We start from the raw sequence: 24956 nt of genomic DNA, 5'->3' as shown, positions 1-24956 counted from the left end.
TCATAGTGGCATAAGTTTCGCGGGAGTCATTTTGGGTTCGATTTTCGTTGAAACGAGTAGGCGAGATGCTGCGGAGTGGTTATCGGGCATGTTGGTTTTGGATGTAGAATTCGTGCCGTTGTTCCGCAGTCGAATTGGGTTATATATGTCAAGGAGTGAGCGCATATGGCAAGGATGAAGAAGAAAGCACCGAAAACGGTGCTGACCCCGGCAGCGCGCAAGGCCAGAGAGAGGGCAATCATTGCCGATCTCAAGGCGGGGAAACTGAGCTATCGTGAGATCGCGGCGAAGCATGGCGTGTCTCTCCCGACGGTTAACAGCAAGGCTCGGAAGGCTGGAATCACACGGCCGAGAGGTCGTAAGCCTGGAGTGAAGACCACAGCCCGCCGTCCCGCCGCGAAAAAGACAGCGCGTAAGAAAGCCACAAAGAAGAAAGCGACCAAGAAGAAGGCCACCCGCAAGAAGGCCACAAAGAGGAAGGTCGCGCGCAAGAAAGCCGCCAAGAGGACAGTGACCAAGAAGAAGGCGACTCGCAAGAAGGCCACCCGCAAGAAGGCCACCCGCAAGAAGGCCACTCGCAAGAAGGCCACAAAGCGCCGCTAAAGCCCCTCTCTTCCAAGAGGTGGTTATTTAATAGCGGGCTCAGTATGAGGGGGCGATATAGGCTCACTGCCTATCGCCCCCTTCTCATTCAATGCCATTCCAAATCCTATTGCCGTTTTGAGCTTCTGCCGATAGGATCACAAGATATGTTCCCGGCGGCCCTTTGAATTCTTAACTTAATAAATAACAAGGAGTTCGGGTTCCACACCCAATCTCTACAACCAATCGAGGAGTTGCAGATCGTGAAACCGACTCTTTTCAGCGGCATTCAACCAAGCGGCGAGATTCATATCGGGAATTACTGCGGCGCCATCCGGAACTGGGTTCGTCTCATGGATGACTACCAATGTGTATTCTGCATTGTTGATTACCATGCCATCACGGCTGAGTACGACCCTTCAATGATGCAGACCCGGATCTTTGAGGCGACCAAGGCCAATATTGCGGCCGGATTAGATCCCGAGCGATGCATCATCTTTGTCCAATCCGCGGTGCCCGAACATACGGAGTTGACCTGGATCTTCAATACACTCACACCTATCGGGCTCCTCTCCCGTATGACCCAGTTCAAAGAGAAGTCCCGCCAGCACGAAGAGAATATCAACGTCGGTCTCTTCGATTATCCGGTTCTTCAGGCGGCGGATATTCTCCTCTACAAGGCTGTGGCCGTGCCCGTCGGTGAGGATCAGGTCCAGCATGTCGAGCTGACGCGGGATATCGCACGAAAGTTCAACAATCAATTCGCCCCGATCTTCCCCGAACCAAAGGCCCTCGTCCCCAAAGACGGCGCTCGTATCATGGGTCTCGATGGCGAGAGCAAAATGAGCAAATCCCTTGATAACTACATTGGACTGCTTGAAACACCGGATGCTATCTGGGAAAAGCTCCGGCCGGCCAAGACCGATCCGGCGCGACAACGACGGACGGATAAGGGAGATCCCGAGGTTTGCAACATCTATTCATTACACAAAAATTTCTCCGACTCCGAGACACAGGCTTGGGCGGCTGAAGGTTGCCGAACCGCGGGTATCGGCTGCATCGAATGCAAAAAGAAACTCCATGAAAAGATGATGCTGACTCTGGACCCGATCCGGGAGAGGGCGGATGAACTTTCTAAGAAACCAGATTATATAAAGAGTGTTCTCGAGGAGGGGGCTCGGCGGGCTCGGAGAATCGCCGCCGCCACCATGGAAGAAACACGTGAAATGATGGGTCTGCGCCCCCCCAGCGGAGACAAGACATCCTAGACCCTTTGATAGCGGGGACCGCCAGCCGTCCCAGGGGAAAACTTTTGATTCGGCCCGCCACACTCGTGCTGCTTGCTCTATTGCTGATCCCCGGAAACGGAAGGGCCGATACGGAAACGGCCTTAAACACAGGTCAGACCGATTCCGAATCAGCCCTCACCAGCGGTCTGACTCATGGGAATCTCTGGCCTTGGGATGAGCCGGCACTCTCCGCGGCCGCCACCCGTTTCTTCGAATATACCTATCAGATGGAATATGATCGGTGCCGGGCCATCGCCGATTCCCTGAAAGCGGCCAGGCCCGAGGATCCCCTTACACTGATCTTTGAAGCGCGCATCTTCCGTTCGATCTTTCGTGAAGTGGATGTCACGCGCCCCACGAAAGAGGCTCAGTTCGATCAGTTTCTCGAAGTTCTATCCGAAATGAGTTCCCGCTCCCAGGCGCTTCTGGATAAAAATCCGGATGATCCCCGCGCCCATCTCGCCCTTGGCTGGGGCGGCATGTTGAAATCCCAATTCCAGGTCATGTTAAAGGAGTATTGGGGGGCGAATAAGACCTCAAGCAGCGCTATTGAGCATGTGAAACGGGTCCTTGAACTCAAGCCTGAGCAACCCGATGCCAAGTTTCTGCTCGGCGCTTATCTCTATATGGTCGACACCCTCCCGAAATTTATCAAACTTATCAAATGGATTCCCTTTCTCGGGATCCCTTCCGGGGACAGGGAACGGGGCTTGGAGATGCTGAAGGAAGCGGCCGCCGCTCCCATTCCGACGGCTCGTGATTACCAGCTCTTTTATGGCTTCTCCGATGTCTTCTATGAGGGGGTTTTTAGAAGAAGTGAACAAACTTTCCTCCCTTTTCACATTGCATACCCGGCAAATCCCCGTTTCAGTCTTCCATTGGCCCTCGTGGCGCCGTATGACCCGATGGAGGGGCTGATGGCCGATCGCTACTGGCGGCTTTTATCCCAAGAATGGGAGATCACACGCCGCACAGCAGGTGTCCGCGGTCCATGGTGGCAGGGACAAGTACGATGGAGTGTCACGATGGCCCTGCGGATATGTCTCATGGCGGCCTTTCAGTGGGAGGCGATCGGCCGGCCGGATATGGCTCTCCCGATCTACCAGGAGATGGTGGCTGATCCTCTCACCCGCTACTTCCGGTTGAGCGGCCCCATACGAATGGGGCTGGCCCGCTCCGCCTGGCTGCAAGGCGACCGGAATATGGCCTTGCACGCGCTCGAAGAGATTGTTCAGATCGATATCCTCGAACCCTGGCATGACAAGGCGGAGAAATTTCAGAAGGAGATAGAGAATGCGGCGGCGCCTCCCGCACATCTTGAACTTTGGAAAATAGCCAGCCTTCCTTTGATAGAGGTCTTTGAATCCTGCAAGCATCCAGGGACAGCCTGGGAAGAAGGATCAAAAGACGGATTTCCCTTCTCGCGGGCGCAGTTGCGGGAAATCGAGACCCTTGCCGCAAATGGCGCATCAAAAGACCCGATTCTCCTGAAACTATTGGGGGATTGCTACACCCTCTCCGGGCTCTTTGATAAGGCGCTCGACGCCTATGAAAAAACTTTGAACGCGGCCGGTGAAAATGAAGCCTATTGGGCAATCCACATACAAACCATTCTCTCAGAAACCTTTATTCTTGAACGACTCGGCCGCAAGAAAGAGGCGGTAAAAAACGCCGAAGAGGCATTGAAACGGGTCGCCCACGCCGATCTCCTCCGCTATTCCCTCGAGAGCCGTCTCGATGGAGCGAAACGCGCCGCTGATCGTTGACATCCGTCTGGAAGAGGCGCAGCATACGGGGGAAGTTCGCCCACAACCTTCCTGAGAAATGTACAGGAGCGTCCAATGAAAACGTCTAAAAAACGACCCTCTGTAGTGAGGAAGACCAAGAAGGCCGGGAAGAGCAACCTGGATCCAAAGATCCTCGAAGCCACTTTCTTGGAGATCATCCGGAGAACCTCGTGCGAGCTGCCCGGTGATGCCCTGAATGCGATTCGCGCCGGTCAGAAGCGGGAGAAGCCCTCATCCCTCGGCAAGTATGCCCTGGGTGTTGTTCTGGAGAATGTCGAACTGGCTCGGAAGAACTCGCTTCCTCTCTGCCAGGACACGGGAACGGTCACCTTTTACATCAAACATCCTCATGAGATCGATGAATCGGTCCTGAAGCGAGCCGCGAGCGCGGCGACAGCCAAGGCCACCGCCATGGGGTATCTACGGCAGAACTCCGTTGATTCACTGACCGGCAAGAATTCCGGCAACAATCTCGGACCGGGGAGCCCTGTTTTCTATATTGAGACATGGAGAAACCCGTCGATGGACATCCGCCTCATCTTGAAGGGCGGCGGATGTGAGAATGTCGGCACCCAGTACTCCCTGCCCAATGTGGGATTAAAGGCGGGGCGGGATTTGGATGGTGTTGAGAAATGTATTCTCGATGCGGTCTTCAAGGCCCAGGGCAAAGGATGCGGGCCGGGGATTCTCGGTGTGTGTATCGGCGGCGACCGGGCGAGCAGCCTCTCGATGGCGAAGAAACAGTTCCTTCGCCCGCTCAACGACACCAGCGACAACAAAGACCTCGCGAAGCTGGAAAAGGCTATCGTGAAGAAATCGAACTCTCTCGATATCGGTCCCATGGGATTCGGTGGAGAGACGACTGTTCTGGGATGCAAGATCGGCGCGTTGAACCGTCTTCCGGCGAGCTACTTTGTCAGCCTTTCGTATATGTGCTGGGCCTACCGGAGACAGGGCGCGACCGTGGGGCTCGACGGATCGCTCAAAGGTTGGCTCTATCCCACGGGAGCCGCGGGCGGGACGAAGACAGGCGCCAAGAGCGGGAAAGCCACTTCCGCGAAGGCCAAGCCTGCGAGAACCGGTTCTGTAAAGACCAAGCCTGTGAAGACCGGTTCCGCAAAGAAAGGAGGCCGCCGATGAAGGGGCAAGCGATTCAATTACAGACCCCGCTCAGTGAGAGCGATGTCCGCAACCTCCGCCGCGGCGATGTTGTTGAGATCACCGGCATGATCTATACCGGACGGGATGCGGTGCACAAATATCTGCATGACGGCGGCGAGAGCCCCGTCGATCTGAACGGCTCTATCATCTATCACTGCGGGCCGGTGATGGTGCAGGAAAACGGCGTCTGGGTCGTTAAGGCCGCGGGGCCGACGACCAGTATCCGCGAGGAGCCGTATCAGGGAGATTTGATCCGCAAATTCAATATCCGCGGTGTGATCGGCAAGGGCGGGATGGGTAAGAAGACACTCGACGCCTGCCGGGAACATGGTTGTGTCTATCTGCATGCGATCGGCGGCGCCGCGCAGGTGCTTGCCGAGCGGATTGTGCGGGTCGACAAGGTTGATTTTCTGGAGAAATTCGGCAGCCCCGAGGCGATCTGGCATCTCGTCGCCGACAAATTCCCCGCCGTCGTCACGATGGATGCGCACGGCGACAGCCTTCATGAGGAGGTGGAGGGCATCTCGAGGCAGAAGCTGGAGAGTTTGTTTTAGTCTCTGAAGGTAAGAGCATTGTTAAACGGCCGGGATCGATTCTCGGCCGTTTTTCTTTGCCTGGCTCCTGTGCGAAAAAGAATCCGTCCGGCCGGGGGACCGTGGTATCCGGCCGAGCTTCATCTCCGGCAAAAAGCCGCCAGCGCCCGGCTTGCCCGGTCGATCTTGCGGTAAACGGGAAGCCCCGCTGCTTGCATCATCTTCACCATCGGATCGTACAATTCCCCCGCATCAACGGTGAAGACCATCGGTTTGTTTGTCTTTTTAAAGAGCCGGATCAATCCCTGTGGGTACGACTTTTCCTGAGTGATATCCTCAGGGTGCCCCCCTCCGGGATGAGGCGCCAGCGTGTCCAGGGCCGGTGTGACGGGAACGGCCGAAACAATCAGGGCGTCGACGCCTCCATCCTCGATCATCGCTTCCACGGCGCCCAGGAAGGCCGGCGTCGCCGCCATCGGTGTGGCATCGACCGGATTTTTACAATGGGCGATATCGGGAAGGTGCTCTTCGATTCTCTTCACCGTTTTATTCGAAAATTCCGCCGCCTCCATATCATAGAAATGATCCATGACCGAGGAGCACTCGAAACCGGCATTCGAGATCACGCCCACCTTCCGCCCCTTCGGCCGACGATCCTCTAAAAGGGTGAAGATTTGCACGGCGTCTTCGTATTCGTTCAGCGTCTCGGCCATCACGACACCCTCGGCCTTGAGAAGTGTCCCGGCGATCTTGTAATCCCCCGCCATACTTGCCGTGTGGCTCTGCGCCGCCTTGGCGCCAAGGGGCGTCCGGCCGACCTTGAAGAGGATAAGCGTGCGTCCCGCTTCGTGAAGACGGCGGGCCAACCTGAGATATCGCCGCCCATCGCCTGGTTGAAAACCCTCGACATAGCAGGCCAGGGTACGGACTTCAGGTTCATACTCGAGGTAATACTCGAGCAGATCAGCGGCGGTGAGATCCATCTCGTTTCCATACGAAATGTTCGCCTTGGGGAAGATGATCCCATCGAAATTGCTGGAAAAGGTCACAAGATAGGCGCCGCTTTGGCTGATGACGGCGAGGTTCTTGCCCCGTCCGCCCCGGTACGGCAGCTTATATTCGGGAAGAAAGAAGGTGTTGTACTGATCGCGTGAGACAATTCCCAGGCAATTCCCGCCGATCATGACCGGCCCTTTGTCAGGCCGGCGGCGTGAATCGCGCAGGATCTGCTTGATGGCGTCGGCGAGATCCTCCCGCCCCCGTTCGTTGAACCCGCCGGGAATCAGAATGATCGATTCGGTTTTCTCCTGCTCGGTCAGATCGCGGATCATCTCCACCGCCCCCTCGGCCGGAACCGAAACGACCGACATATCGACCTTTTCGGGGAGATCGGCGACCGTAGGGTAACAGGGAATCCCGTCAATTTCCTGCTCGGATGGATGCAGAGTGTATAACTTGCTATTCTCTATCCCCTCCCCCGCGATCAGATTGCGGAGGATAAAGCGGCCCGGATTCAATCCCTTTGACGAAACGCCGAGAACAACGGCGCTCTTGGGATAGAGCAGATTCTTGACCTTGCTCAACGGGCGGGCCGGCGGCAGCGGCTTCTGTTGATCTATTCGAGCCACGCCGTCGAGGGGGAGGATCCGGCCGCAGGCGGTCACGACCAACGGATTGATTTCCAGCTCGGCGAGCGACCATCCGTCATCGGCTGAATCGACCGCGGCGCCCAATGGGACCAGTTTCTCAAGGAGATCCAAAAGAGGCTCGATGGGGATCGGCGGCTTTTTGTACAACCGCGAGGGGGAGCAGAAGACCTTCATCGCGGCGTGCTCAAGGAGCCGTCCGCGGATCGCCTCTCGATCAAACGTATCGGCCGAGAAAATCGAGAGCGTCGATCCCCCCGAGACCGAGTCGAACCACTCGGTTAGGAGGCCGCCCGGGCCCAGAACGATCGTTGGACCGAAAGCGCGATCCCAACGCCATCCCAGGAGGAGTTCGTGGCCGAGATCGCGATTGAATTCGACCTTTTCAACAATGAGAAGATTGATCAAGGCGGCGGTTGAAGAGGTCTTGGAGATGTGATCCCACATCGCCCGCCCGACCGATCGCACCGTTTTGGGATCTTTGGGGCAGACGGCGATCCCGCCCGCTTCGGTTTTGTGAAGGATATCCGGGGACTGAATCTTGATGACGGCCTGGTTCCCGGGGAGGGCGGCCAAGGCCTTCTCCATGGCGGCCGTTTTGGGGGATTTCGAAAGCTGGATCAGATCGGTTGATGGATGCCAGGTGAAGTGTGCGGCCGGCGTGATTCCCAATCCGTCAAGGAGTGAATAAACCTCGCTTTCGAGAAGCTGCTTCCGGCCGGATGCCGCCATCTTATGAAACAATTCCAAAATCCCCCCCCCAGCCCCTAAGCATGAATCTGCCGCCGCACCTCTTCCTCCACCATGGGGCCGGCAAGCCGGCGAACGAGGCGAAGAGCGAACTCAACGGCGGTGCCGGGTCCCCTGCTGGTGATGAGGGAACCGTCCTCCACGACGGGAAGCTGTACTATCCTGACTCCCCCGAGCTCCTCTTCCACCGCGGCATGGCAGGTGATCCGCCGATCTTTCAGAAGACCCGCATCAAGGAGAACCAGCGGTCCGGCGCAGATGGCGGCGACATCGTGATGTTGCGCCGCCCGCTCACGCAGCAGCGCGCGCAGGTCGGGATCGGCTCGCAGGATTTTAACATTTTCCATTCCGCCGGGGATCACCACGAGGTCCCACGACTCCTGCAAGACCTCGGTTAACCGGCGGTCGGCGCCGAGACGAATCCCATGCGAGCCGGTGATATGGGTATCACCGACGCTGGCCGTCACGACATGGCAGCCGGCGCGCATGAGGATATCGATAACAGCGACCGCTTCGATCTCTTCGACGCCGCGGGCCATCGGAACCAGAACCCTCTTTGCCCTCAATGTCATATGAGTCGTCTTCTCCGGCGCTGGATCCACTGTTTGACCGGCAGGGCGGCGACCAGGATCCAGGCGATCGGGATGCCGCCCCAGTAGACACCGCCGTGGCGTCGAAACTCATCATCATTGGATGCCGGTCCGAGAAGCAAAGGTTCCGACATGGGATCATTGGCCGAAAATGTTCGATCAAGCCGGGTGAAAAAACGGCCCGGCGCGAGGAACGCGGCGAGAGAGGGATAGGTGACACCTATCGCAGCATACTCATCCTCTGTGATCCGGTTGGCGTAGAGGGTCTGGAATCCCTGCAGATTCATCCGGTGGTCGTCCACGACAAAGACCGCGACCGGGAAAGACCAGGCCCGATTGATGGCAAGAATCGGCAGCGGCAGTTCAAAGCTGTCGGCGGAATAGGTGAAAGCGATCGGCGCGATATTCGCGTCCCATCTCCAATCCGGCGGTTCATACCCCGGCTGCGTGGTATCGGGTCGCAGGACCGTGAAAAACCAACCCCTTTCGACATAGGGAGCGAACTTCTCGGCGTCGCTATGGGAAAGCTCAAAACCGTTGTCACGAAGCCACGCGACGAGGGTGTCGGGGTTATCGCTGGAGAGGATCGTCGCCTCAAGATTTCCGATGGTCTGCTGGCTGTAGATGATCTCGTCCTCCGTCGCATAACCCGCCTGCGTGTCCCAGGCATTTTCACTGCACCCCAGACCGCCCGACCCCCAATCCCGTTTGGAATATGTAGAACGGGTCATATCGGTGGCGTTCCACCACAGGCTGGCCGGCGCCAGATCCAATTCAGGCAGCGAGGGTGTCGGCACAATCAGAGCAAAGGTTGCGGCGCCCCAGGTAAAGCGGATATTGGGGATCATTCGAACGAGGCCTTCCTCACGGTCCATGATCGTGAGGACCATCTGACCTTCCGATTGAATCCAGCACCCATCACAAGGGACGCAGCCCACAAAGGCCAAGGACGGCGAGATGCAGGCGCCGAGAAGAATCACCGGCAGAGCCATCGATAGAATCCGGCGACGGAGCTGACCCGTATTTTTGGCATCGAATCTATTGAATCTCATCGGTTCACCCCCGGTTTAACGATGGACGGTGTAACTCAGGCCGATCTGCAACGAGTTGGCCGAGTAATTGATCTCGGGAATGTCGCTATCCTCGTAGGTGACATCGCCGAGGAATGTCATTCTGTTACTCAACCAGAGACCCCAAGGACCGCTGAGCGTGAGCTCCGGCCGGATCTCCAGAAGCAGACCGAAGGTCGGGCTCTTATACGATGTGCCGTAGCCGTCCTTCCAACCGGTCAAGATTGTTTGGAAGCCGGCCCCGAGACAGAACTTGATTGGAAACGAGGTCGACTCCGCCAGGACATCCCGGCGCACTCCTAATCGAATCGGAACAAGCCAGTACTTATCCTCCGGCATCTCAAAAGTCGGATCGTTCCAATACTCGTGTCCGGCCGATTTCATATATCCGACTTCAAACATCAACCAGGTCCCCGATGTGGAAAGCATCGGTGAGAAACCGAAGCTGAACTCGGCTCCTGTTCCATAGGCGCTGCGGTTCCCGCTATCGAGAGGCACGAAGAAACCGCCCCCCGCATCGAAGGCATAGATCAGCGGGCTGGCGAGGACCTCCGCAGAGCCGGCCGAAAAGAGGACCACCCCAAGAATGGTTAGGATGAGAAGGCCTCGCGCCCGGTTTGAATTTTCGCGGCCTGATTGAAGCCGCGGGTGGGCCACAGGAAAGCGGTTGCAGGTCATAGGCTTTGCCCCCTTATGATGGAAACACGATCGAAGAACATGCCGACCCTCTCGGAAGGATAATCCCGTGCATAGAATAATCCAGCAGCGGGACCATTTAAAAGCTTTGTCATCACCCCCAGGCCGATTATGGAACACCCGCCCGGGAAATGTGTTCCTGTGGTGTTCTTATTGAGAGAGATCGAATATTCTGGTATCCCACAGGGAACCGAGAGATCGAAGTTTCTGGTATCTCACGACTCGATCATGAGATGGCAACCTTCCGATTGGGAGACATGGAGGATGGTCTTTTGGATCTGAATCGTCTGACGCAGAAAACGCAGGAAGCCCTACAGCAGGCGCAGAATCATGCGATCCGGCTGGGTCACCATGAAGTGGATGGAGAGCATCTCCTTATCGCTCTGCTCGATCAAGAAGAGGGCCTCCTCCCCAGGCTTCTCGCGAAGATGAATGTTCCCCTGCCGGAATTCCGGGCGGTGATCGAGTCCGCGCTGGCGCGACGGCCGCGGATTTCCGGGCCCGGCGTGGAGCCGGGAAAGGTCATGGTCACCCACCGGTTGAACAAACTGCTGCTCCGGGCCGAGGAAGAGGCCCGCCGCTTGCAAGACGACTATATCTCCGTTGAGCATCTTGCCCTTGGATTCCTCGAAGAGGGAACCGAGACGGCGGCAGGCCGCGCCTTTCAACAGTTTCAGGTGACCCGCGACGGATTTCTGGGAGCGCTGCAATCGGTCCGCGGGAATCAGCGGATCCAAAGCGACAATCCCGAAGCGACCTATGACGCGCTGAAGCGTTACGGCCGCGATCTTGTACAAGAGGCTGAACGGGGCAAGCTGGATCCGGTGATCGGCCGCGATATGGAGATCCGCCGGATTATCCGGATTCTGTCCCGCAAGACAAAGAATAATCCTGTTCTCATCGGCGAACCCGGCGTCGGGAAGACAGCGATCGCCGAGGGATTGGCGCAGCGCATCGTGCGGGGCGACGTGCCGGAGGGTCTGAAAGACAGAAGGATTTTCGCCCTCGATATGGGCTCCCTCGTCGCCGGCGCGAAGTTCCGCGGGGAGTTTGAGGAACGCCTGAAGGCGGTTCTTCAGGAAATCAAATCTTCCGAGGGCCGGATTATCCTCTTCATCGACGAGTTACACAATATTGTCGGCGCGGGCAAGGCGGAGGGCTCGATGGACGCCGGGAATATGCTGAAACCGATGCTCGCCCGCGGCGAACTCCACTGTGTCGGCGCGACGACTTTGGATGAATACCGCAAGCATATCGAGAAAGATGCGGCTCTGGAACGGCGCTTTCAGCCGGTTCTGGTCGAACCGCCGACCGTTGAAGACACGATTTCGATTCTCCGCGGCCTGCGGGAATCTTTTCAAGTGCATCATGGCGTCAAGATATTGGATAACTCGCTCGTCTCGGCCGCTGTTCTATCAAACCGGTATATCAGCGACCGCTTTTTGCCCGATAAGGCGATCGACCTGGTCGATGAGGCGTGCGCCATGATCCGCACCGAGATCGATTCAATGCCGGCGGATCTCGATGAGATGACACGCCGTGTCATGCAGCTCGAAATTGAAGAATCCGCATTAAAGAAAGAGAAAGATAAAGCGAGCCGCAGCCGGCTGGGATCATTGCAGAAGGAGCTGGCCGACTTGCAAGACCGGGTTAAGACAATGAAGGCGCAGTGGGATCAAGAGAAGGAGGCGATTCAAAAGATCCGGGCGCTGCGCGAAGAGATAAAAAAAGTCCGGAATGAAATCGAAGAGGCGAAGCGGGCCTACGATTTGAACAAGGCCGGCGAACTGCAGCATGGACGTTTGCCCGAGCTTCAACAAAAGCTTGCGGGCGAAGAACTGAAGCTGACCGATACGCAAGGGCCTGAGCGCCTGCTGCGGGAAGAGGTGACCGAGGAAGAGATCGCCGAGATCGTCTCCAAATGGACCGGAATCCCCGTCACCCGTCTCATGGAGGGTGAACGCGAAAAGCTGCTGAGACTGGACGAGGTTCTCCATGAGCGGGTTGTGGGTCAAAACGAGGCGGTGAATCTGATCGCCGACGCGGTGATCCGCGCGCGATCGGGTATCAAAGACCCGCGGCGGCCGATCGGTTCCTTTATCTTTCTCGGACCGACCGGTGTCGGGAAAACCGAGCTGGCGCGCAGCCTCGCTGAAACGTTGTTCGACAGCGAGGATAATATGATCCGCATCGACATGAGCGAGTATATGGAAAGGCACACCGTCAGCCGTCTCGTCGGCGCCCCTCCCGGTTATGTTGGATATGATGAGGGTGGGCAGCTGACCGAATCGGTGCGCAGAAAACCGTATGCGGTCATCCTTTTCGACGAGATTGAAAAGGCGCACACCGATGTCTTCAATGTGCTGCTTCAAATCCTCGATGACGGGCGCCTCACCGATGCGCAGGGGCGCACCGTCGATTTCAAGAACACGGTCATCATCATGACATCGAATCTCGGTTCGGAATTTCTACTGGAGGGTGTCACCGACGCCGGTGAGATCCTGGAATCAGCGCGGGATCAGGTGATGCGCTCGCTGCGCGCCACCTTCCGGCCCGAGTTTTTGAACCGCGTCGATGATATTATTCTCTTCAAACCACTGACGCTCGATGAGATCAAACAGATCGTCGATCTGCTGATGACGGCCCTGCGGAAACGGCTTGAGGATCGAAGGATCAGCTTGACATTGACCGATGCGGCGCGGGAGTTTGTTGCGCGGGCCGGATTCGACCCGGTTTACGGCGCGCGGCCGTTGAAGCGTTATCTGCAGCGGGAACTGGAAACGCGGATCGGCCGGCAGATCATCAAGGGCGACGTTGTAGACGGCAGCACGATCACCATCGATCTCGAGAACAATGCGCTGAAAGTTCTGGTGGAAGCGCCGAAGGGAGATGCGGCGGCTGACGCAGCGGCTGATGTGTCAGGTGATGAGTAATCAGGCGCCTCGTTGCACGAAAACTTCCGGTGGCATGGCAATGGCAGGAAATTCGCGAAGGATGGCTTTGTCTGATGTGACCAATGGAACCCGCAATTCCCTTGCCAAGGCGACACACTCACAGTCATAGGCGGAGAGTGTTGATTCTGTAACGAGACGGAGAATCTGATCGGATCGGCTCAGATATTCCCTCCCAGCCAAAAGCTCTTCCGCTTTTTCCTGTAACTTTGTGGCTTGAGATTGTTTCAACTCACCCTTTCTAAGATAGTGCGCCAGAAGATTTCGGAATTCGCTCCGCCAAAGAATCGGCGCAGCCCATTCAGGGTCTATTAGGAAGACCTGCCGGGCTGCTTTTGTTACCGCCCCACCTATCAGCAGGTACGCCAATTGACTCGTATCAACAACAATCATGGCCTACCCTTTTCCTTCGCCTTTCTAAGATCACTCTCCGTCAATGGCGTAAGGTTAAAACGCTTGCGGGATCGGTCAGCGCTGGAAAGCCAGGCTTCTGGATCAAGCGGGCTCACATTGACGGCTTGTTCAAGACAGACGATGACTTCACTGTTCAGGCTTCTCCGATGGCGGAGGGCTCGGTTTTTCAAGCGCTGATAGAGCGTTTCGGGAAGACCCTTAATGGTGATATTCGGCACGGCACTCTCCTCTTATGGTTCCATTATGGAACCATATTGCCACCATCGGCGCGACCGGTCAAGGAACGGCCTCTTGTTCCTCTGCATGTCTATCTCGGGAGGTTCTCCCCATTTGGGCTGCTCATATGAGGAGAACTCCCATCCCCAAGAATGCCGCCAACACCTAACCCTCATGATATAAACCCGTTACAACGGCGTAATTCCAGGCATGGGGATTGCTTTTATCCCCTTCATGAAAATGAAGCAGAGATTTCCATGGTTTGTTGGATCGGATCAAATCCGGGAGGAACGGACCGCTCAGGATTATTCCATCCGAAGATAAAGGTGATAAGATGATGTCCGGCGAATGGAATGCGGAAGACGTGTCTTTGAAACACGTCACCATCTTGAAGATATCCCGGCCGATGAACCTTGGCATGCAAGGGTAAGAAGGATCCATCCGGCATGACTCTCAAACTGAGATTGGCGACAATGATGGTCATCATTCTGATCGCCGTCATGGTCCTGCAATACCTGCTGATGCAGAGAGAGCAGCATGTTCTTCTGGCCCGCCTTTCAGAATTGAGTTCGGGACTCGATCAAACGACCCTCGTTTTTGCACAGAGAGTTCATGAACTGGCCCGGAATCGGGAATTGCCGAACCTGGACGCCATCGTCGAGGAGTTCATCTGTGACGCCGCTTTTCAAGCCGCTGATTCAGTTGCTCAGGTTAAAATTCTGGCCTGGGTGGCGGATGACACCCTCGGGACAAGCCGCAAGATTCTGCGAAGGGACCGATTCATCAAATCAGATGAAAAGAATCGCCGCCTCCTTTGGGTGCCCGGCCCGGTTTGTGACTCTCTCGCTCTTGGAAAAAAGGGTGATTGGGGATCCCCTAGAACTCTAATTGTTAAACTCGACACGCTTGGCTTCTCGCACGGCGATTCGAGCGCTACGGCCGCACCCGCGCTTTCGTCCCCTCAAACCGCTGGAGGCGGAAAGGGCGGCCATGACATCATTATCAATCTGCCATTGAACGTTTCCGATTCCGACAGCGCCTTCTATTCACTGCAGTATAGATACCCGTTGAACCACTTGACGGAAGACCTCGGCCGAGCACGATGGCGCGGCCTTTATTGGCTGGTCAGTATCCTCGGGCTCGGGATTTTGGGGGCCTTTCTGGTCGCCGCACAATTCACCCGTCCAATAAAAGCACTGCAATCCTCCTTCGGCCGGGTGGTCGACGGCGATCTCGACCAACTGATCACCCCAAAGCGATCCGATGAGATCGGAAGATTGACCGGTTCTTTTAATGAGATGGTCGGGCGCCTCAAGGAATCGCAGCAGGTTGAAAAGCGCCTGGCGGAGGCCGAGCGTCTCGCGGCCGTCGGACGTTTGGCGGCGGGTGTCGCGCACGAAATCCGCAATCCGCTCAACACCATCCTCCTGACGATGCAGCATATGCGCGACAAAGTCATAGAGGCCGGCGGTGTGCAGGATCGGCCGGGGGCCGGGGGCGGGGAACCCAAGGAATTCGGCCGCTACTACAACCTGGTGACCTCCGAGATCTCGCGACTCGAAAAGATGGTCGGCGCTTTTCTCGATTTCTCAAGATCCGGTGAGCTTCAGTTGGAATCAGTGAACGTGAGCGAAAGCCTGAGATCGAGTGTGGCTCTCTTCAGCTCGGAAGCAGAGGCGTTGGGTATCTCCCTAAGCTTGGAGTGCGCCGATGGCATCGAAATCGAAGCTGATCCGGGCCGCTTACCGATGATCTGGAACAATCTGCTCTCCAATGCCTTGGAAGCGACGCCGAAGGGGAAGAAAATCTTTGTACAAGCCGGAATTGAAAAGGATCATCTCGTTATCTCGGTCATCGACGAAGGTTCCGGCATCAGCCAGGAAGAGCTCCTTCATATTTGGGATCCTTTCTACTCCGGCCGTTCGGGGGGCGTCGGATTGGGATTGAGCATCGTCCGCTCCGTGGCCGAGCATCACAGCGGCTGGGTGCGCGCCGACAGTGAGACAGGAAGAGGAACGCGGATGACCGTGACCCTTCCCGCGCGGCAGGAGCGTCATCCGGCCGTGAATGATGTCCATCCATTGATTGAAGGAGAACCGGATTCGTGAAGACGATCCCGCTAAACATTCTCATCGTCGATGATGAGACGGCGCAAAGACAAATCCTGGGCGAAATCCTGCAGGATGAAGGTTACACCGTCTCCTCGGCGGGTTCAGGCGGCGACGCCCTGAAGATCATGCAGGACCGGAAACCCATCGATCTGCTCATCACCGATCTGCGGATGCCCGGCATGGATGGTGTCGAACTCCTGCGACAGGCGCTGATCCTCAAACCCGATCTGATTGTTATACTCATGACGGCCTTCGGCACCGTATCATCGGCCGTCGAGGCGATGAAGAGCGGCGCCTTCGACTATCTTCAAAAACCCTTTAACAAAGATGAATTGGTCCAGCGCGTCAGGCGGGTAGCCGAACGGGTCGGCCTGCTTCGCGAGAACAAACGGCTGCGCGAGAAGCTCGGCGCACAGGCCGCGCCGAAAATCTATGGCCGGTCGCCCTCGATCCAGGAATGCCTCAGGCGGCTGGAGAAGCTGACGAAACTTCAAGGCGATGTCCTCATCACCGGTGAAAGCGGGACGGGCAAGGAACTTGTCGCGCGGGCGCTGCATTATAACGGTTTGAGGGCGGATGGTCCTTTTGTCCCTGTCAATTGCGCGGCCATACCCGAGGGGATCGCGGAGAGCGAACTCTTCGGCCATGAGCGGGGATCCTTCACCCACGCCACGGCCGACCGGATCGGGCGTTTTGAACAAGCCGACGGCGGAACCCTTTTTCTCGATGAGATCAGCGCCATGCCGTTGAATCTTCAGGCCAAACTACTGCGGGTCGTGGAAGACAGATCGGTGGAGCGCATCGGCGGCCATACCCTTCGTCCGATCGATGTGCGGCTCATCGCGGCGACGAACCGTGATCTCCCGCAAATGGTAAAAGAGGGATCCTTCCGGGAAGATCTTTATTACCGCCTTAATGTACATGAACTTCTGCTGCCGCCCTTGCGGGATCGAAAAGATGATATACCTATCCTTGCGGAACTCTTCCGGAACCGGGCCGCGGCCCGTTCCGGCGTCCCAGCCCCCGACTTAAGCGAATCGCTTCTTCAATACCTCAAGGGGTATCCCTTCCCCGGCAATGTCAGGGAACTCGAGCATATGATGGAGAAGATGGTGGCCCTCTCCGACGGCGAGCCCCTGGGTTTGGAGGACCTGCCTCCTTCCGTCCGAAAACATCAGCCGCCGGCCCCGCTAGAATCGAACCGGCCCGCCGGATCCCTCCCGCTTGAGCCGGGACGACTGCTCGATCAAGGCCCGATCTCACTCACCGATCTCGAAGAACAGCTTCTGCGGGAAGCCATCCACAGATCCAACGGCAATCTCAGCGAGGCGGCCCGCCGGCTCGGCATCTCCTACAAGACGATGCGTTACCGGGCGCAAAAATTCGGCCTTGGGGATGAGTAGCAATTCACCAATCCCCAAGGCCGTTTCAGATTCTATTAAGACTGTCGCGGCTGCTTATGGCTGCCGGACGTTATCAATGTAAAATGTTCCCGGCCCATCATTCCAAGAGGCAAAACTGATATGGGTCAATTTCTTCGGGGGACCCTTTTTAACCTTGTACGCTTCCATTTCAACCGGAGTATCCATCACACCGGGAACAGAGACCGTGTAGCGTTTCTTGGAAACGTCGACCTTCACAGAAACCGTGTACCATGTCTTGAGATCCAGACCGGGCGCGACCAGGGTTTTCTTGTCCCACTCCTTCCCGCCCTCGAAGGCCACCAAATTGATCTTGCCCGGCGTCTCGGCATTTTCGAACCCTAAAAAGACGAACCGCTCCTTGCCCACCGCATTGGGTCCTTTGCCCTTGGCCGAAGCGTCTCCGATAATTTGAAAGGCCGACCGGTTGTACTGAGGCAATATTTCCCTGACACAGATATCCCACTGAAGGGCGAATTCACCCGTCTGTGATTCGCCCAGCCGCTGCGTCATGTAGGTATTGTATTCCGGATCACCCTTGATCATGGCTTTGGTTGTAGCATTCCCAAAAACCTTCTTCTTTGAACATTTCAGCAGCATCCGGCCATTGCCGTTCCGGCGGCTCTCACACCACCCCCACTTTTCCTTTGCCCGCAATTGCTGGCCGTCGGCATTCGATTCAAAATCACCATCCGTAATGAGGGGGTTCTCGGCCTGAATCTTTGGCATTCCACCAAAAATCCATCCGGGGGCGTCAAGACTCAGCAGACCGCATAGCATGGCAACAAAAACAGCAGATTTCAGAATCTTACGAATCATCTTCTCCTCCTCGTCATCCCAGGGAACTCCCAGCCGGGAACCCATGACCTTTGACCGGAGACCCCCGATCGTCGATGAACATCTCAGGCCGGATTCTACCTTGATTTTCTCCCGTGGCACAGCGTCCACATCAACCGGCCCATATTTTTAACCCCAGAGCGATATAATGGGCATCCCATTGCAAAACAATAGATTACAAGGCATCGCTCCGCCGGATTTGGGATAAGCTGATCGTATCCTTCCCCGCAACGGAACCTGGACAAGTCCCTTTGCGTCTTGTCTTATCGAATGTGGGGAGTTGCAGAAGGGTCAGCGAACAGGGTGAGAGGTTGATGGACATAACCACATTAGTCGGCCAATGCCGGAAAGGAGATGCTCTCGCCTGGGAGCTGTTGGTGACACGCTTCCAGGGCCGGATATACGGACTCGCCTATCATTATATCGGCAACGCCGAAGAAGCGCGGGATCTGGCACAAGACATCTTCATCCGCATATACAACCGGCTGGACAGTTGCACGAATGAGAAGACCTTCGTGCCGTGGATGCTCCGGGTCGCCCGGAACATGTGCATCGACCGCCTGCGGCGCAGAAAGGCCCGCCCGCCCATGAGCGGCGTTCCGGTGGATGAGATGACGCACTTACAAGCAGACACACTGGACCCCGCGGAGGAATTTCAACTCAGCTCGAGAAAGAAGCTGGTGCATACCGCCCTTCGAAAGCTGAGCGAGATCAACCGGGAGATCATTGTTCTGAAGGAGATTCAAGGCTTGAGTTTGGAAGAGATCTCCAAAATGTTGAAGTTGCCGATCGGCACAGTGAAGTCACGTTCCAACCGTGCCCGGATTCAACTGGCGCGGCAGGTGCTCGAGATGGCCGGCAGAAACACAGAAGGGACCGGAGACTGATTCGTCATGGATTGCGCGGCATTTGAAAAGATCCTCGATCGACTGCTCGGAGACAGATTGTCTCACGCGGAAGATCAGGCCGCCCGCGAACACATGGTGGAGTGTGAGCACTGCCGTGAAGTCTACAGGCTTTTCAAAACTGAGCCCGATTTGCTGTCGGATGAAACCCAGGCCGAGCTGACCGGCGCGATTCTCGAACAGACGACCGGTTCCCCCTGCCGCCGTCTCGAAGAACTTCTTTGCGATCACATTGAGGGAAATCTGGATCCAACGAACGAGGAATTGGTGGCGCACCACCTCGAACGCTGCGACAATTGCACTCTGCTCAAGAACATCTTAGCGAATCTTTCCGAAGATCTCCGTTCGATGGCGGAGATCCAACCGGATTCGCGGTTTGTCATGGATGTCCTCGATCGCACCATCTACAAACCCAGCTTGAAGAGCCGGGTCACCGGCACTGTCACCGGCGCCGTCTCCGGCTGGTGGTCCCGTCAGATCCGGCGTCCTCGTTTCCCGCTGGAAGTGGCTTACTCTTTTGCAATGATCCTGTTTATTCTTTTTAATATTTTCGGTTTCCCATTCGAAGGCAACTCGGATCCGGCGGCACGGGCCGGGACAAATCCCATTGAGTCGGTTTCGCAGGCTTGGCAGGCCAATGAACCGGCCCGCGGCCGTATCGCGGATTTCGGCGGAAGTGTCTGGGAGCGGACCGGCGTTCCGCTTGCAAAAGAGACCGGAAATCTCTGGGATGCTTTTGTAGAAACCGGCGACAAACTCCTCGACACGGCGTCGATTGGAGGATCTTACGCCGGTAAGGCCGGGGTATCGGTTATAAAAGGAAACTTCATCGAAACCTGGCAGCATATCACCGAGATGAAGAAGACGATATCGCAGCGCTGGAAGGGTATTGAAAAAGATAAAGAAGAAAGCACCGAACCTTAACTATCAGGTTTGCGTCATGAGGGTATCAGAAAGATAAATGATCGGCCCGGCGAGAAGACATTTCAGAGGCGATCAAGCGGTTTCAAAGGAGGATGACATGAGTTCATATCAAGACGGCACACCGGATCCGAACTTCAGCCCGCCCGGCCAAGCGCGGCAAGCCCCACCCCTGCCTCAAGGCGCACCCGCCCCCGTGCACCTGCCGCCCGCGCGTCGGAAATCGGCGGCGCTGGCCGGCTTTCTCTCCATGCTTCCGGGACTGGGACAGGTTTATGTCGGATACTACCAGCGCGGCTTCATCAATATCATTGTGGTCTCGGCCACAATTACCTTGCTCGCCAACGACGTGGGAGCGCTCAGCCCATTACTGGGAATTTTCCTCTCGTTCTACTGGCTGTATAACGTTGTCGACGCGGTCCGGCTTGCTTCCTTTTACAATGAAGCCTTAGCGGGAATGGGTCCCGATCCACTGAGAGATCAGAAGATTAAGGCGGGTGCGGGCGGTTCGATGGTCGGCGGCGCCCTTCTCCTTCTTGTCGGATTCATCCTATTCCTCAACTCCGTCTTCGAGATCTCGCTTGATTGGCTGGAGGATTGGTGGCCGGTCCTTCCGATGGCCCTGGGAGTTTATCTGCTCTACCAAGGGATCAAGGAGCGCCAGAAACTCGATTCGAAGAATTAGATCGACCGGCGGAATTCAACGTCGCCATCATAACCGCGGGGTCCGAGGGCCCCGCGGTTTTTTTATTCCACGATTTGAGTTGGGAAAATTCCTGTCCTATCATCTCCAGGAGACGCTGGAGGATCGGGAGGAACAGGCAGCGATGGCCAGGAAAACAAAGGGTCCGCAAAAGAAGGAATCGGCGCCGAAATTATCAGGCTTTATGAACCGGGAAAAGCTGTTCCTCATCATTTTTATTGCCGCGGCGTTCTTCGTACGATGGATCTACCTGCTCCAGATCAGGGACAACCCCACCTTTCTCAATCCCACTGCCGACCCGCTTCTCTATCACATTCGCGCGGGAGAGATCCTGGGCGGCGACCTGCTGGGCAGGGGAGTCTATTTTCACTCGAGCCCACTCTATCCCTTCTTCATGGCGCTGAACTATCTCATCAACGGGAGCAGCATTTTCGGGCTCTACGTCGCGCAGGGCTTGATCGATTCGATGACGGTTCTGCTTCTGTGGATCCTCACCCGGCGGCTGCTGGGATCGACGACGGCATGGATTACGGCGATTTTCGCCGGTTTCTATCAGGCCTTCCTTTTCTTCTCGGGCGAGATGCTCGAAATTACATTGGTTCTCACCTGTCTGACCGCGGCGCTTCTGCTCCTCGTCATTTCCGCCGAACGCGGACCCTCCAAAAGACCGGAAACCCTTCTGCCGGCCCTATCCGGCCTCCTTCTGGGTTTCGCCGTGCTCGGCAAACCGAATATCCTCGGTGTCATTCCTTTTCTGCTGGCCGGATGGAAATGGCAATCGGGCCGGCCGTGGCGCGCGGCGCTACGTCCCGCCATGAGTCTCACCGCCGCTGTTCTTGTCGTCGTCCTCCCCGTCACCCTTCGAAACCTCATCGTCGGCGGGGATCTTGTCTTGACCACCTCCAACGGCGGGATCAACTTTTACATTGGCAATAACGAAACGGCCGAGGGGATATTCAGCGTCGATCCGGCCATGGAATCCGACCTCGAGCAGGCCTCGACCCTGCTGGCCGAGAAGGCCGCCGGCCGGCGCCTCAAACCAAGCGAGGTTTCCACCTACTGGTTTCGGCACGGCCTTGCTTTTATCGCAAAGGAGCCGGGCCGTGACATCATTCTGCTGGGACGCAAGTTTCTTCTCTTTTGGAACGCTTATGAGATCCCCAACCACTTCGATCTGAACTTCTTTGAGCGGTATTCACCGGTGCTGCGCTGGACGCCCTTCCGGTTCGGGACGCTGATCCCCTTCGCCATCGCCGGGCTCTTGATCGCCTGGCCGATGCGGCGGCGGCTGGCGATCCCCGCCCTTTTCGTCCTCGGGTATCTTCTGACGCTTCTGCCCTTCTTTATCACGGCCCGTTACCGGCTGCCGGCGGTTCCCTTCCTGCTCATCTTCTCGGGAATCGCCGTGGCGAGCCTGCTTCAGATTATTCCGGGACCATGGCGTTCATCGGATCTTCCCCGTCCCCGCCCCGTTCTTCTCATCGGCGGGCTCCTTGCGGGAACGGCCCTGGTTCATATTCCAATGTATAAGCCTAGTGATTTTTTCGCCAACCAGCATGCGGCGATCGCATCGGTGTATAAGCAGCAGAGACACTTCGGCGAGGCGGCCGAGGAGTACCGCAAGGCGGTTGAACTCGGCCCGCGTGGCGTCCTCTTCAGGAACAATCTCGGGGTCTGCCTTCTGGAGCTGGGACGGATTGATGAGGGCGAGGAGATGATCCGATCCGCCCTCGTCCTCGATCCTGATTACGCCCCGGCTCTTCGTAATCTCGGCCGGATCCTGGAATCCCGGGGTGATTATGATGCGGCGATCGACGCGCACCGGCGCGCCTACGAAATCGACCCCAGCCTTGTTGAGGCCGGTGTCAATCAAGGCCGGCTCATGGCGCAGATCGGGCGGTTCGAACCCGCGCGGGAGGTCCTCATCCGCGTTTTGGCGCAGCATCCCCGTAACGTCGACGCTCTCTGGAATCTCGGCGTTCTAGTCGGCACGCGGATGAATCGTCCCGAAGAGGCCCTTGTTTACATCGACCGTCTTTTAACAATAGATCCATCTCACGAGCAGGCCAAACTCCTCAGGTCTTATTTGGCGACCAAACCGGCGGAGAACAAATAGAAGCAACCATAGCAACAGAGAGGAATCGCGATGAAACGTAAGTCCTTGATTCTCGGTCTGATCATCGCCGCCATTCCCATCGTTATACCCGGCGGGGCTATCACGCCCGAGCAGCGAAAGATGGCCGCGGTCGCGATTCTCATGGCTGTTTGGTGGATCACCGAAGCCATCCCGATCCCCGCAACGGCGCTGCTCCCTTTGGCCCTCTTCCCGCTTCTCGGTATCATGCCGAGCAAACAGGTCGCGCCGTCCTACGGCGACCAACTTGTCTTTCTCTTCCTTGGCGGATTCCTGATCGCCTCCGCTATCGAGCGCTGGAATCTTCACCGCCGGATCGCCATTCTCACGATCTCATGGATCGGTGCCAGCCCCGGAAGGCTGCTCATCGGTTTCATGACCTCCACCGCTCTTCTCTCGATGTGGATTTCCAACACGGCAACCGCGCTCATGATGGTTCCCATCGCCATCGCCGTCGTGACCCATCTCGCCGATGCTTCACCCGAGGGCCACAACCGGGAGAGTCTCAAACGGGAGCTGGGATGCATTATCATGTTGGGGATAGCCTATGCCGCCAGCATCGGCGGCGTCGGCACCCTCATCGGCACGCCCCCGAATATCGTCTTCACTGGTTTAACAAATAAACTTTTCCCCGAAGCGCCTGAAATCAGTTTCATGCAGTGGATGATCATCGGAGTCCCCTTCGTGCTCGTGGCCATGCCCGCGGCCGCCTGGGTCATTTGGCGATTCGGCGGCACTTTACCAAAGGGACAACTCCATCCGGGCGAAGCGGCCCGCCAGGTCCGTGAAGAGCGTCGGAAGCTCGGACCGATGACGGGAGCGGAGAAGGTCGTGCTCACCGTTTTTGCCACAACCGCCCTCCTTTGGATGACGCGCCGCCCCATCGAACTGGGGAGCCTGACCCTGCCCGGCTGGTCAACCCTCTTCCCATGGCAGGCAGGGATTCATGATGCCACCGTGGCAGTGACCATGGCGCTCCTTCTTTTTATCCTCCCGGTCCGGCCACCCGGTTCCAAAAGCCGGCGGCCGGTGCTGCAGTGGCAAGAGGCCGTGGGCCGGGTCCCCTGGGGGATCCTGATCCTCTTCGGCGGCGGCTTCGCCCTGGCGGCCGGTTTCAGGCAGACCGGTCTCGACGGGTGGCTTGGCGCCCAATTAGCTCAGCTCACCGGCGTAGCGACGCCGTTTCTGGTGCTCGCCACCAGCCTTCTCACCACATTTTTGACCGAGGTCACATCGAATACGGCCACAACAACCCTCCTTATGCCGGTTTTGGCCTCGGCGGCCAAAGGCGCCCACCTGCATCCCTATCTCCTGATGCTCCCGGCGGCGCTGGCCGCATCCTGCGCCTTCATGCTCCCGGTCGCCACGCCCCCCAATGCTATCGTCTTTGGCAGCGGGTGGTTAACGATCCCCCGCATGGCGCGGACCGGTCTCATCCTGAACCTGATCACAGCCCTTATAATTGTGGCGCTCGTCCTGACCCTCGGTCGGCTGGCCCTCGATATGGGCTCCCTTGGGCTTCCCGCTTGGGCCTCCACCCCGCCCCCGGCGCCCTGATCGGAATGTTGACAAGGGGTTAACTTCGGAACCCACCCGGACGATGAGTTACAAGAGCTGGGACGGTGGGGAGATCGCCTCCGGCTTTTGGGGAAGTTTGTCCAGTTATTGTGGGACATCGGGGGATACCATGAATATTGAAGATGTTCTGGGTGATGAGTATCGGGAAATGCAGGAGGAGTACCTTGTGCAAATCCGGTCCTCATTGGATCAGATGAAGCATGACCTCGACGGTGGGGATCTCATTTCAATTCGCCGGACATCGCACAGTCTCAAAGGTTCGGCGGGTATGTTCGGTTATGACCGTGTCGGAGAGCTTGGCTCACAGATTGAGCAGGCCGCTCTCGCTGAGGATGTGATTCATATCGAACCTCTGCTCATCGAACTCGAAGAGACATATCAAGAGATCCGACAAAGAGCCGCCTAAATTTTTCGAAGGGAAAACGCCGGCCTCTGGTTTTTCTCAGGGGGCGTGCTGCAGGCTATCGCTTTTTTCCAGGCGGCCCGCCACGACCGCACCTCATACAACCGCCCCATTCTTGTAAGCGATCAATAAACCCCATCTTGTCATCCCTTTAAATTCTCCGGAGACTGTTCTCAGAGAGGAGGACAGTCATGTCCCAACAAGAAACGAAGAAGCTCACCGAGAAGCAGCAGTATTGGCTGAATCACATCGAGACTT

The 24956-nt window shown here is 56.9% G+C and carries 21 protein-coding genes; 14 read left to right on the top strand and 7 right to left on the bottom strand.

Translation table 11 applies throughout. From position 1 onward, the window contains the following. Positions 1–165: 165 nt before the first annotated feature. The 5 genes from KJ970_08330 to KJ970_08310 all read left to right on the top strand — a co-directional run bounded on the left by KJ970_08330 (position 166) and on the right by KJ970_08310 (position 5373). Positions 166–603: a trp operon repressor gene (locus KJ970_08330; protein MBU2690921.1), complete on the top strand. Its 438-nt coding sequence runs from the start codon at positions 166–168 to the stop codon at positions 601–603. A 233-nt stretch (positions 604–836) separates the two neighbouring features. Next, positions 837–1850, top strand: a complete 1014-nt coding sequence (trpS, locus tag KJ970_08325; protein ID MBU2690920.1) for a tryptophan--tRNA ligase — start codon at positions 837–839, stop codon at positions 1848–1850. Between the two features lie 44 nt (positions 1851–1894). After that, positions 1895–3637 (top strand): tetratricopeptide repeat protein, encoded by a 1743-nt coding sequence (locus KJ970_08320; GenBank protein MBU2690919.1) that lies wholly within the window; start codon positions 1895–1897, stop codon positions 3635–3637. A 75-nt stretch (positions 3638–3712) separates the two neighbouring features. Further along, a complete protein-coding gene (locus KJ970_08315) occupies positions 3713–4798 on the top strand; it encodes a fumarate hydratase (GenBank protein ID MBU2690918.1) in 1086 nt (361 codons plus the stop codon). Then, positions 4795–5373: a fumarate hydratase C-terminal domain-containing protein gene (locus KJ970_08310; protein MBU2690917.1), complete on the top strand. Its 579-nt coding sequence runs from the start codon at positions 4795–4797 to the stop codon at positions 5371–5373. Before KJ970_08315 ends, KJ970_08310 begins: the two co-directional genes overlap by 4 nt. A gap of 119 nt (positions 5374–5492) precedes the next feature. Here KJ970_08310 and KJ970_08305 read toward each other — a convergent pair whose 3' ends face one another. The 4 genes from KJ970_08305 to KJ970_08290 are packed head-to-tail and all read right to left on the bottom strand — an operon-like array spanning position 5493 to position 10086. Beyond that, complete coding sequence (locus tag KJ970_08305; GenBank protein ID MBU2690916.1) at positions 5493–7748, bottom strand: acetate--CoA ligase family protein; 2256 nt, start codon at positions 7746–7748, stop codon at positions 5493–5495. Between the two features lie 17 nt (positions 7749–7765). After that, positions 7766–8320, bottom strand: a complete 555-nt coding sequence (locus KJ970_08300; GenBank protein MBU2690915.1) for a DJ-1/PfpI family protein — start codon at positions 8318–8320, stop codon at positions 7766–7768. After that, positions 8317–9390, bottom strand: coding sequence for a DUF2330 domain-containing protein (locus KJ970_08295; protein MBU2690914.1), 1074 nt, complete (start codon positions 9388–9390; stop codon positions 8317–8319). The genes KJ970_08300 and KJ970_08295 overlap by 4 nt, the downstream gene beginning before the upstream one ends. A gap of 15 nt (positions 9391–9405) precedes the next feature. Further along, complete coding sequence (locus KJ970_08290; protein MBU2690913.1) at positions 9406–10086, bottom strand: porin family protein; 681 nt, start codon at positions 10084–10086, stop codon at positions 9406–9408. A gap of 290 nt (positions 10087–10376) precedes the next feature. Here KJ970_08290 and clpB point away from each other — a divergent pair, with 290 nt between their 5' ends. After that, complete coding sequence (gene clpB, locus KJ970_08285; GenBank protein MBU2690912.1) at positions 10377–13037, top strand: ATP-dependent chaperone ClpB; 2661 nt, start codon at positions 10377–10379, stop codon at positions 13035–13037. Here clpB and KJ970_08280 read toward each other — a convergent pair whose 3' ends face one another. After that, positions 13038–13448, bottom strand: a complete 411-nt coding sequence (locus KJ970_08280; GenBank protein ID MBU2690911.1) for a type II toxin-antitoxin system VapC family toxin — start codon at positions 13446–13448, stop codon at positions 13038–13040. Next, the gene (locus tag KJ970_08275) at positions 13445–13687 is read right to left on the bottom strand and encodes an Arc family DNA-binding protein (GenBank protein ID MBU2690910.1); all 243 of its coding nucleotides are present in this window, start codon (positions 13685–13687) and stop codon (positions 13445–13447) included. The genes KJ970_08280 and KJ970_08275 overlap by 4 nt, the downstream gene beginning before the upstream one ends. Before the next feature lie 444 nt (positions 13688–14131). On the opposite strand from KJ970_08275, the gene KJ970_08270 reads away from it, so the two are divergent. Further along, on the top strand, positions 14132–15793 hold the full coding sequence (locus KJ970_08270; protein ID MBU2690909.1) for a HAMP domain-containing histidine kinase: 1662 nt from the start codon (positions 14132–14134) through the stop codon (positions 15791–15793). Continuing rightward, positions 15790–17199: a sigma-54 dependent transcriptional regulator gene (locus KJ970_08265; GenBank protein MBU2690908.1), complete on the top strand. Its 1410-nt coding sequence runs from the start codon at positions 15790–15792 to the stop codon at positions 17197–17199. Before KJ970_08270 ends, KJ970_08265 begins: the two co-directional genes overlap by 4 nt. Before the next feature lie 54 nt (positions 17200–17253). Here the strand turns inward: KJ970_08265 and KJ970_08260 are convergent, their stop codons facing one another. Continuing rightward, positions 17254–18036, bottom strand: coding sequence for a hypothetical protein (locus tag KJ970_08260; GenBank protein ID MBU2690907.1), 783 nt, complete (start codon positions 18034–18036; stop codon positions 17254–17256). A gap of 332 nt (positions 18037–18368) precedes the next feature. Between KJ970_08260 and KJ970_08255 the strand changes: the two genes are divergently transcribed. The 6 genes from KJ970_08255 to KJ970_08230 all read left to right on the top strand — a co-directional run bounded on the left by KJ970_08255 (position 18369) and on the right by KJ970_08230 (position 24701). Next, positions 18369–18941, top strand: coding sequence for a sigma-70 family RNA polymerase sigma factor (locus tag KJ970_08255; GenBank protein ID MBU2690906.1), 573 nt, complete (start codon positions 18369–18371; stop codon positions 18939–18941). 6 nt (positions 18942–18947) lie between these two features. Beyond that, positions 18948–19883: a zf-HC2 domain-containing protein gene (locus KJ970_08250; protein ID MBU2690905.1), complete on the top strand. Its 936-nt coding sequence runs from the start codon at positions 18948–18950 to the stop codon at positions 19881–19883. A gap of 97 nt (positions 19884–19980) precedes the next feature. Next, positions 19981–20565, top strand: a complete 585-nt coding sequence (locus KJ970_08245) for a hypothetical protein (protein ID MBU2690904.1) — start codon at positions 19981–19983, stop codon at positions 20563–20565. 79 nt (positions 20566–20644) lie between these two features. Beyond that, a complete protein-coding gene (locus KJ970_08240) occupies positions 20645–22699 on the top strand; it encodes a tetratricopeptide repeat protein (protein ID MBU2690903.1) in 2055 nt (684 codons plus the stop codon). A gap of 30 nt (positions 22700–22729) precedes the next feature. Then, positions 22730–24274, top strand: coding sequence for an SLC13 family permease (locus KJ970_08235; GenBank protein MBU2690902.1), 1545 nt, complete (start codon positions 22730–22732; stop codon positions 24272–24274). 43 nt (positions 24275–24317) lie between these two features. Beyond that, positions 24318–24701 (top strand): Hpt domain-containing protein, encoded by a 384-nt coding sequence (locus KJ970_08230; protein MBU2690901.1) that lies wholly within the window; start codon positions 24318–24320, stop codon positions 24699–24701. Positions 24702–24956 lie beyond the last annotated feature (255 nt).

The organism is Candidatus Eisenbacteria bacterium, from assembly GCA_018831195.1.
GTDB lineage: Bacteria > Eisenbacteria > RBG-16-71-46 > CAIMUX01 > JAHJDP01 > JAHJDP01.
This window is presented reverse-complemented; position numbering and strand designations above follow the sequence as displayed.